This is a genomic window from Streptomyces novaecaesareae (assembly GCF_000716875.1).
Taxonomy (GTDB): Bacteria; Actinomycetota; Actinomycetes; order Streptomycetales; family Streptomycetaceae; genus Kitasatospora; species Kitasatospora novaecaesareae.
Genome location: NZ_JNWQ01000077.1, coordinates 23,422 through 32,161 on the forward strand (window position 1 = coordinate 23,422; position 8,740 = coordinate 32,161).

Sequence of the window (8,740 nt, forward strand, 5' to 3'; positions counted from 1 at the left end):
CCGCCCCGGCCCTGCCCGCCGCAGGCCCGCCTCGGCGAAGCCATCGGCACTCGCCCAGGCCGCAGTGCCGGGCCCGCCGCAGTCCCGATACCGCCGCCCTACTACCCAGGCAGCACCTTCAGCCCTCGTCCTGCCGTGCCTTCGAGCCACCGTGCCCCCTCGCCAGCGCCAGCCCCCCGGCCTGCCGCCACGGCGCGGTTGCGGCGACGGCGTAGTCCGGCCGGGCCATGATGGCGGGGGTGTGAATCCGGGGCGAGGAGGGTGTGCGGTGGCCGCTGGGAGCGCGGGGCGGGACGTGCCCGTGGTGCTGTCGGTGCTCGGGCGGCCGCCGACGGGGCGGCCCGCGGGGGTGCTGGCGGCGTGCGACGGGTCGGACGGGTCGCTGTGGGCGCTGGACCGGGCGATGACGGAGGCGGAGCTGTTCGGGCTGCCGTTGTACGTCCTCGCCGTGGTGAACCCGGCGCCGGCCGGCTATCCGCCGGGGATGGCGGAGCTGGTGCAGGAGAGCGTGGAGACGCTGGTCGAGAGCACGGCGGACGGCCTGCGCCGTTCGGTGGCGGCCGTGCAGCGGCAGCGCCCGGCGCCGTACGCGGGGGAGCTGTCGTTGCACGTGGTGCTGGGCAACGTGATCGAGGTGCTGCTGGAGGCGTCGAACCGGCAGCACACGCTGGTGGTCGGCACCCGGGGCAACGGGGGCTTCACCCGGCTGCTGCTGGGCTCGGTGAGTTCGGCGCTGGTGCACCATGCGGCGTGCCCGGTGCTGGTGGTCCCCGCGCCACCCGCCGGCTGAACCGGCAGCTCAGGGGGCTGTCGGGAATGTCCCGAGATGGTTCATCGTTCACCCATCTCGTACACATCTGACAAGACGCCCCCTGGAGTCCCCCGCATGAAGGTCGAGATCTGGTCCGACATCGCCTGCCCCTGGTGCTACATCGGCAAGCGCCGCTTCGAGCAGGCCCTGGCGGACTTCCCGGGCAAGGAACAGGTCGAGGTCGTCTACCGCCCGTACCAGCTGGTCCCGGACGCCCCCGCGACGGCGAGCCCGCACCGCGCCTGGCTGGCCGAGCGCTACGGGCCGCAGTCCGTGGCGATGGACGCGCGCGTGGCGGAGCTGGGCCGCGCGGAGGACATCACGTACGACTTCGACGCCGCGCTGCACGCCAACACCTTCCTCGGCCACCGCCTGCTGCACCTCGCCGAGGCCGAGTACGGCCCGGCCGCGCAGGGGCGGCTGAAGGAGGCGCTGCTCAAGGCGCACTTCACCGACGGCGTCGACGTCGGCGACCGCGCCGCGCTGACGGACGTCGCCGTGTCGGTCGGCCTGGACCGGGAGCGGGTGGCCGCCTACTTGGCGGGCGACGAGGGCACCGCCGAGGTCCACGCCCAGCTGGCCGAGGGCCGTGAGCTGGGCATCACCGCCGTGCCGACCTTCGTGTTCGAGGGCAAGTGGGCGGTGCAGGGCGGCCAGGAGGCCGAGACCTTCCGCAAGGTGCTGGACCAGGTCGCCGCCGAGATCGGCGAGCGCCGGCCCGCCCCGATCCAGGTTGCCCCGGCCGGGGAGGCCTGCGCGGACGGCTCCTGCGCGATCTGACCCCGCGCGATCTGACCCCGCGCGATCTGACCCCGCGCGCTCCGAGCCCTCACCGCCCGGATCCCGAAGCCCGGATCCCGGAGCCCGGAGCCCGCAACCCGAGGCCCGCTTCAGGTGCACCTGAAGCGGGCCTCGGCCCAGTCCGCGACGTTCAGCGCCGACCAGATCCCGTGCACCGGGGTGACCACCAGCCGGATCGACTTCTGCCCGGCCAGCGGCACGTGCACCGGCACCGCGTCGTCGCCGGCGGCGAGCGTGCGGGAGCGCCACAGGGTGCTGCCGTCGCCGCCCTCGACGGTGAAGACCACTCCGCCCGGTGAGGGCGTGGCGTCGTCCACCCCGGCCACCGCGTCGAAGGACGTGCAGCTGCGGTTGAGGTCGATCAGGGTGGTCGCCGGGGCGTGCACGGTGATGACGTGGGGGTGGTAGTCCCCGCCGATCCAGCCGCCTGCGCGCTGCCAGAAGTTGTCGCTGCCCTTCTGCCGGATGCTGGGCCCGGGCGGCGGCACCCGGTGGTTGCCGGGCTTGGCCACGGGCAGCGAGTCGGCCCAGAAGTCGCTGGGTGCGGGCGGCGCGGGCGGTGTGACGGTCGGGGTCGGTACGCGCGGCGGGGTGGGCGTCGGGACGACGGGCACCTCGGGCGTGGGCACCGGCGGCAGGGCGGGCGTCGGGATGACGGGCGGCGCGGTGGCCGGCTTCGGGGCCGGCGGGCCGCTCGGCGCGGGAGCCGTGGTCTTCGGCGCCTGGGTGGCGGCCGGAGCCGGCGCGGGCTTGGCGGAGGGCGTCGTGCTGGGGCTCGGCGCGGGCGGCACCGGCGCGGGCGGCACCGGGGCGGGCGCGGCACTGCTCGGCGCGGGCACGGCCGGAGCCGGAGCCGGGGGCGCCGGGGCGGCCGGGGCGCTGGTGGCCGGGGGAGCGGCCACCGGGGGCTGCGGCTCGGGCGAGCTGGTGAGCGCGTAGGCGGCGACGGCGGCCGCGGCCACCGCGGCGGCGGCGGCGATCCCGGCCTTGGCTGCGGTGCCCAGGCCCTCGCCGGCCACGGCGGCGGCCCCGCCCCCGCTCCCGCCGGAAGCACCGGCCCCCGCCGCACCGGCGGTCGTACCAGCGGTCACACCAGCGGTCGCACCAGCGGCCCCCGAGGACCCGGCGGTCCCCGCCGCCGTCCCCGCCGCCGCGCCGCCGACCGCGGCGACCCCGCCCACGGCGGCCGCCGCGGCGCCGAACCCGCCGACCCCGATCCAGACGAGCACGCCGCCGGGCAGCAGTGCGCGCAGACCGGTGTTGATCTCGGTCAGTTCCAGGCAGGCGGCCGTGCAGCGGTCGCACTCCCTGAGGTGCCGTCCGACCTCGGCCGAGGCCCGCTTGCGCAGCGAACCGCGCGCGTACGCGCCGAGCCGGTTGGCGTACGCCTCGCACGCGCTGTCCTGGCTGCCGGAGACGTGGGCCTGGAGGAACGCGGCGGCGAGCCGGTCGCGGGCCCGGTGGGCCTGGACGGCGGTGGCGTTGGCGGTCTTGCCGAGCATCACCGCGACGGTCCTGGGGGACTCCCGCTCGACCTCGGTGTGCCAGAGCACCACCCGGTCGTCCTCGGGCAGTTCGGCGTAGGCCTGCATGACCATCCGCTGGTCGGCCATCGCCATCGCCCAGGCGTCGGCGCCGGGGTCGGCCAGGTCGAAGTCGACCACGGCGGCCGAGGTCTGGGCGAACACGGCGAAGTCGTCGACGAGTTGTTCGCGCCGCTCGCTGCGGTGCCAGGCGGCGGCGACGTTGCGCACGGCGGTCAGCAGGTACGCGCGGACGGCGAACTCGGGGCCCTTGCCCGCCCTCAGTGCCTGCAGGGTGCGGGCGAAGACCTCGCCGGCGAGGTCCTCGGCGGTGAAGCTGTCCCGGCAGCAGGTGCGCGCGTAGCGGCGCACCGAGTCGGCGTGCCGGCGGTAGATCTCCTCGTACGCGGTGTCGTCGCCGGCCCGTACCCGGGCGGTCAACTCGGCGTCGGAGGCCGGGCGCTCACCGTCCACCGGGTCGGCCGGGGCGGGCACGGTGGGGCGGACGGGGCGGCCGCCGCCGGTGTACGGCTCGCCGACGAACGCCTCGGGGGCGACGCCGCCCCGGCCTGCCGGGGCCTGGCCGGGCACCCGGCCGGGGGGCAGTGCGGCGGCGGAGGCGGAGAGCGATTCGCGGCTGGGCATCCCGGCCTGGTCGGGGACGTGTCCGGCGGCCGAACCGGGTGCTGCACCGGGCACTTGGGCCGGTCCGACGGCACCGCCGACACCTCCGGGGCCCGCGTCGGCCCCGCCGGTACTACCGGAGGGGCCTCCGAAGTCGAGGCCGTACCCGTAGTCGTTCTGTTCCTCGGCGCTCACAACGGACCCCAGATTCCACGACAGCCCCCGTAGTGTGGCAGGGCGCGCGGGAGTGCGTAGGCGCACGGTTCCCCGGCGTACGGCGCCGACGGCGCGCGAAGGGCGCGCATTCGGACATTGGCTCCAACCACGGGCAAAGGATGGCATAGCGCAGGGACGGGCGGTAGCCGGACCGGCCGTTCCCCACTCTTCCGTGGGGTCGTCGCGGATGTGTTCGCCCAGTGTGCGGCGATGGGTCGCGCGACGCACGCACCCGGCGCGCGCCCGTCCCGCGCGCCGGTGATCCGGCCAACTCCGTTGCCCGTCAGGCGCGGAGACCACGCCCGTCGTGGGGTCAGCACGCCCGCACCCGTCGTGAGGTGTCAGCGCGCCCGCAGACCGTCCAGCAGGATCTGCAGCAGCCGTTCCGAGGGCCCGCCGGCAGGCTGACCGTCCGGCTGCGGGGAAACAGGCGAGAAGCCGCTCGCCGCAGGCGTCGAGACCGACGGACGGCCCGCGTGCACCGGCACCGAAGCGGTCAGCACCAGCACCACGTCCGACACCGTGACGCCCGGCCGCAGTTCGCCCGCCGCGCCGGCCCGCGCCACCAGGGCGGCCAGCAGTTGCAGCAGCAGTCGCGGATCGGCGTCGGCGGCCGACGGCTCGGCCGTCCCGCCGGGGCGGGCCTCCCCGCCGCGCAGGTCGAAGCGGACGGCGGCGGGCGGTTCGGGGGCCCGCTGTTCAGGCACCCGGCCCAGCTCCTCCGCGTACCGGAACGCCTCCGGGGGCAGCAGTCGCCCGGCGCCGCTGCTCACCGCCCGGGCCAGGTAGCCGGCCAGCGCGTCCCAGGCGCCGTCGCCGCCGTACAGCGACTCCCGCGCCTGCGCGGTCAGCCAGGCCACCTCCTCGGCGGCGATCCGCTGGACCAGCACCTCCTTGCTCGGGAAGCGCCGGTAGACGGTGCCGACCCCGACCCCGGCCCGGCGTGCGACCTCCTCCATCGGCGCGCCGTAACCGAATTCGCCGAACACCTCGCGGGCCGCCCGCAGCACGCTCTCCAGGTTCCGCCGGGCGTCCACCCGCAGCCGGGCCCCCGGCACCGGCACGGCGGCCTGCACGGGCTCGGCCCGGTACGGGACGGCGGCCCGCGCCATTCCCGCCTGCGCCGTCCCGGCCTGCGCCGGCAGGTCCACCGGGCCGCGTTGCTCGGGCACCATGCTCGGCCCGGCCTGCGGTGCACCCGCCCGCCCCAACACCTGCTCCTGTTCCATCATCCCAACTCTCCCCCGCAGGCGTCCGAATCCGGACCCTGTCGTAGCCCGCCCCTGCACCCCCCGGTGCAGCTCAGCCCGTCAGAAATGACCTGATGACCCATCGCTCGTGCCGCCCGTCCGGTTCCGGTGACCACGGTTCGTGCCGCCGGGCCGGGCCCATGTCCGGCTCGGCGCGTCGGCACCGTCCGGGGCCCTGTCCGGGAACTACCCTTCCCCGGATGACCGCCGCCCAGTCGGGTTCTCACGCCAACGCTGGAACTGGCCGTAGTGGCCGCTCCACGGTGCGTCGCCGCCGATTGTCATGGCGACGGCCGCTCCAGTACACAATCCGACCATAGTTCACGGCTGTTCGCGGCCGAAAGTGCGTCAGAAAGTCGCCCAGCAAGCACAACTGGCCACGGCGGCCACTCGCGATGCAACCAGCACCGTACGGACTGTGGACAAGACCACCCCCGCCGGTCCTTCATAGGGGTGCGTGATGGGGGGACACCCCCGGCCGCGAGGCCGGGACGAAACGTCACACCGGCAGGAGGTGCACCATCAGGATCCTGATCGTCGGCGGCGGCTGCGCCGGGACGGCCACCGCGCTCCACCTCCAGCGGGGCCTGCGGGAGCGGCTGCGGCGCGGCGAGGTGGAGATCACCGTCGTCGAGCCCCAGGCCTACTTCACGTACCACCCGCTGCTCGCCGAGGTCGCGGCCGGCTCGATCGACCCCAGACACGTCGTCGTCCCGCTGCGCCGGGTGCTGCCGGACTGCCGGGTGCTCACCGCCCGGATCACCGCGATCGAACACGCCGCCCGCCGCGCGCTGGCCGACGCCGCCGGCCCCGGCGAACCACCCGCACCGATCGAACTCCCCTACGACATCCTGGTGGTGGCCCCGGGGTCGGTCTCCCGTACGGCCCCGGTGCCCGGCCTCGCCGAGCACGGCCTCGGCTTCTCCACCGTCGGCGAGGCGGTGGCCCTGCGCAACCACGTCCTGGAGCAGCTCGACCTCGCCTCCGCCACCCGCGACCCGGCGCTGCGCCAGTCCGCGCTCACCTTCGTCTTCGTCGGCGCCGGCTACGCGGGCGTCGGCGCGCTCGCGGAACTGGAGGACATGGTCCGCACCGCCGTACGCGGCTACCACAACGTCCGCGCCGAGGACCTGCGCTGGGTGCTGGTCGAGGCGACCGACCGGATCCTCGCCGAGGAGTCGCCCGAACTCGCCGGACACACCCTCCGCGAGCTGCGCGAACGCGGTGTCGACATCCGGTTGCGCACCACCCTGGAGTCCGCCGTCGGCCGGGTCGTCGCACTGTCCGACGGCAGCCGCTTCGGCGCCCGCACCCTGGTCTGGACGGCAGGCATCCGGCCGTCCCCGCTGCTGCGCGACACCGACCTCCCGCTGGACACCGTCGGCCGGGTCCGCTGCCTGGCCACCCTGCAGGCGGTCGGACCGGACGGCCGCGCCCTGCCCGGGGTCTGGGCGGCCGGCGACAGCGCCGGCGTGCCGGACCCGAACGCGGACGGCGCCCCCTGCGCCCCCAACGCCCAGCACGCCTTCGCCCAGGCCGAGCTGCTCGCCCGCAACATCGCGGTCGCGCTGGACGGCGGGCCGCACGCGCCGGGCCTGGCCGCGTACCGGCCCGGCCCCGCCGCCTGTTCGACCTCGCTCGGCCCGCGCCGGGCCGTCGCCCACACCCGGCGCGGCGCCAGGATCACCGGCCGGCGGGCCTGGTGGCTGCACCGGGCACGGCACCTGCGGCGGCTGCCGAGCGCGGAGCGGCGGGTGCGGGTGCTGATGGACTGGGTGCTGGGCGGGGTGTTCGCGCGCGAGGTGGTCTCGCTGGGGGCGATGGAGCACCCGCGTTCGGCCTTCGAGGGCGGGTTCGACCCGAAGCCCGGTCGGGCGTCCGATGCCGGGCCGGATGCTCCTCGGTGACCGCCCCGGCCGACGCGTGCCGGAGGCCGGTCGGGCGGCCACGCCGGGCGCGCGACTTCCGGAACCGGGCCTCCGCCTGACAGGATCAGCCCGACCTTGTCATTACCCCGTGTACTGATGCGTACACAAAAAGTGATGATATGCCTGGAAAACGAGGAAGCAGCCGTCGTTTGAACCTCATGCGCTGGAGCGCCCGGCTCACCGGAGTCCCCTGGCGTGCCGCCCCGTCCAACGGGACCGGCACCGACGAGGGCGCGCCCTCCGCCGACGGCGTCGTCGTACCCAGCCCCCGCGACCCGACCAGCCCCACCACCACCGCCGAACTCCTCGACCCGCACAGACCGCAGAACCTGCGCGAGGTCCTCAACCGCATCCCCGCCCCGGTTGCCGTCACCTACGGCCCGCTCCACCAGCTCGGCTACGCCAACCGCGCCTACCGCGACCTCTTCGGCGAGCGCCCCACCGGCCTGCCCGCCGGCGAGGCCCTCCCGGAACTCGGCACCATGGGCGTCCTGCCCCTGATGGACCAGGTCATCCGCGGCGGCCGCCCGCGCAGCGTCAAGGCCCGCTGCATCCTCGGCCTCACCGGCAACCGCTACTACAACGTCTCCTGCGTCCCGCTCGGCCCCGGCGACACCACCGACACCCCCGCCGAGGGCCCGCCCTCCGGCGTCCTGATCTTCGCCGCCGAGGTCACCGACCAGGTCCTCGCCGCCGCCCGCCTGCGCGAAGCCGAACGCCGCCAGCGCGAGGCCGCCGTCACCCTCCAGCGCAGCCTGCTCCCGCAGAAGCTCGACCAGCCGGCCGACCTGCGGGTCGCCGCGACGTACCAGCCAGGTGGTGCCGAGGCCGCCGTCGGCGGCGACTGGTACGACGTCATCGCCATCGACGGCGGGCGCACGGCCCTCGTCATCGGCGACGTCATGGGCCGCGGCCTGCGCGCCGCCGCCGTCATGGGCCAGCTGCGCACGGCCGTCCGCGCCTACGCCCGCCTCGACCTGCCCCCGCACGAGGTGATGCGCCTGCTCGACGGCCTCGCCATGGAGATCGACGCCAACCAGATCGCGACCTGCACCTACGCCGTCTGGGACCCGCAGCGCCGCACCCTCTCCTACGCCTCGGCCGGCCACCTCCCGATGCTGCTGCGCTGCCCCGACGGAACCATCCTGCGCAGCGAGGAGCAGAACGGCCCCCCACTCGGCACCGGCGGCGGCCTGCACGTCTCCCACACCCTGCGTCTGCTCCCCGGCACGACCGGCGTCCTCTATACGGACGGCCTGGTCGAGCGCCGGGACGAGGACATCGACCAGGGCCTCGACCTCCTGGCCCGCACGCTGACCGGCGCGGTCGGCGCACCCGAGGTGATCTGCGCCCGGCTGCTGCGGGCCATGGGCGTGACCTCGGAGCACGACGACGACGTCGCCGTCCTGGCCTTCCACCTGCCGACCGAGGAGAGCCCGGGGGAGAGCCCGGAACCGGGGCTTGACTCGACCCTCCCCGAGGTCTAGTGTTCTTCGAGCTGCCTGGCAGGGAGCACCGGACACGCATCGGCGCGGACGGTCCCGGGGCAGCCAATCCTCTGAAACACCACTTCCCGGCTCGGGCTGG

Annotated in this window: 5 protein-coding genes and 1 pseudogene; 4 read left to right on the forward strand and 2 right to left on the reverse strand. The window is 75.6% G+C overall.

Annotated elements, in window-relative coordinates:
• The first annotated feature begins 268 nt into the window (after positions 1 to 268).
• Complete coding sequence (locus tag OP86_RS36875) at positions 269 to 790, forward strand: universal stress protein (protein WP_157849833.1); 522 nt, start codon at positions 269 to 271, stop codon at positions 788 to 790.
• A 96-nt stretch (positions 791 to 886) separates the two neighbouring features.
• Positions 887 to 1,591: a DsbA family oxidoreductase gene (locus OP86_RS25315; protein WP_030059564.1), complete on the forward strand. Its 705-nt coding sequence runs from the start codon at positions 887 to 889 to the stop codon at positions 1,589 to 1,591.
• A gap of 110 nt (positions 1,592 to 1,701) precedes the next feature.
• On the opposite strand, the gene OP86_RS25320 is transcribed toward OP86_RS25315, so the two are convergent.
• Together OP86_RS25320 and OP86_RS33930 are read right to left on the reverse strand one after the other, a co-directional pair.
• Entirely contained in the window at positions 1,702 to 3,780 is a 2,079-nt protein-coding gene (locus OP86_RS25320; protein WP_106973513.1) for a sigma-70 family RNA polymerase sigma factor, read from the reverse strand.
• A 536-nt stretch (positions 3,781 to 4,316) separates the two neighbouring features.
• The gene (locus OP86_RS33930; RefSeq protein WP_051830587.1) at positions 4,317 to 5,207 is read right to left on the reverse strand and encodes a TetR/AcrR family transcriptional regulator; all 891 of its coding nucleotides are present in this window, start codon (positions 5,205 to 5,207) and stop codon (positions 4,317 to 4,319) included.
• Between the two features lie 551 nt (positions 5,208 to 5,758).
• Between OP86_RS33930 and OP86_RS25330 the strand changes: the two genes are divergently transcribed.
• Together OP86_RS25330 and OP86_RS25335 are read left to right on the forward strand one after the other, a co-directional pair.
• Positions 5,759 to 7,132, forward strand: coding sequence for an NAD(P)/FAD-dependent oxidoreductase (locus OP86_RS25330; RefSeq protein WP_078588451.1), 1,374 nt, complete (start codon positions 5,759 to 5,761; stop codon positions 7,130 to 7,132).
• Positions 7,133 to 7,302: 170 nt separating this feature from the next.
• Positions 7,303 to 8,577, forward strand: a pseudogene (locus OP86_RS25335) (SpoIIE family protein phosphatase); the annotation flags it as partial.
• Positions 8,578 to 8,740: the final 163 nt, after the last annotated feature.